General features: G+C 31.9%; 1 protein-coding gene and 1 pseudogene. Both read left to right on the top strand.

All coding sequences use genetic code 11. From position 1 onward, the window contains the following. Window positions 1–50: 50 nt before the first annotated feature. A complete protein-coding gene (locus tag AC1DTM_RS28765; RefSeq protein ID WP_002110300.1) occupies window positions 51–338 on the top strand; it encodes a hypothetical protein in 288 nt (95 codons plus the stop codon). Window positions 339–579: 241 nt separating this feature from the next. Further along, window positions 580–955, top strand: a pseudogene (locus tag AC1DTM_RS28770) (HelD family protein); the annotation flags it as partial.

Consider the following 955-nt stretch of genomic DNA (forward strand, 5'->3'; position numbering starts at 1 on the left):
TTGTTATCGTGGTAACAAAATATCGTTTTTTACATTAAGGATGTGAAGTTATGAAACAAAATAATGAACAAATAAATGAAAAAAATACAAAAATTAAAGTTGAACGTGTGCAAACTGGTATTAGGATGGAAAAAAGAATGGTAAAAGTTTTGAAAGCAATGGCAGAATATCATGATATTTCGCTAGGCGTTCTTCTTGAAAGAATCGTTCTACATTCTTTTGAAAATAAACCTGTATTTAGCGATGCAAGTCTTGAAAAAGTTAAAGCTATAAAAGAAGTTTACGATATGGATTATGGCCTAGAAATAAGTCGTCAGTGGAATGATTCGGATAAATAGAATGTTTATTTTCACATACAGTGCCATCTAGATTGTTTGTAAGCAATCTATGAAGGGAAGAAAATAAAGAGAGAGAAAATTTTGTTTTAAGGATACTTCAAAATCTTAGATAAAGAGGCATGTTTTTTGTATTTTTCTTTATTTCGGAAAATTCTCAATCTAACTATTGACTTTATGGATGGATTTTTAATACAATTATGTCTTGACTAAAAAATTGGAACGGACAGGAGGGAATCATCAAATGAACAACATTTTTGAAGCAGAGTTACAAAAAATGAAAGATACTTTAAGTACGATGGATGATCAATTAGAACAGCTTGAAAAAATTCCGGTTTATTATGGAGAAGATTTTAAAGAGCAAATTCTTGAAAGTATGAGGGAGTCTAATAGACAAAGCTTACGTATTGGTGTACATGAGCCGTACTTTGGAAGATTAGATTTTCAGGAGGATGGCAAGGAAGACGTAATGCCGATTTACATCGGTAAAGTAGGTGTTTCAGATAAAGATACGATGAAACCAATTGTAATTGATTGGCGAGCACCTGTCGCGAGTATGTTTTATTCATTTACCGGTGGTGATGAATTAGCATTTTATCATTCACCAGACGGATTAGTAG

This window comes from Bacillus sp. P4_D3, from assembly GCF_056401855.1.

Coding starts and splice junctions, on each gene's coding strand:
- AC1DTM_RS28765 (WP_002110300.1), top strand. CDS start 51: ATGAAACAAAATAATGAACAAATAAATGAAAAAAATACAAAAATTAAA.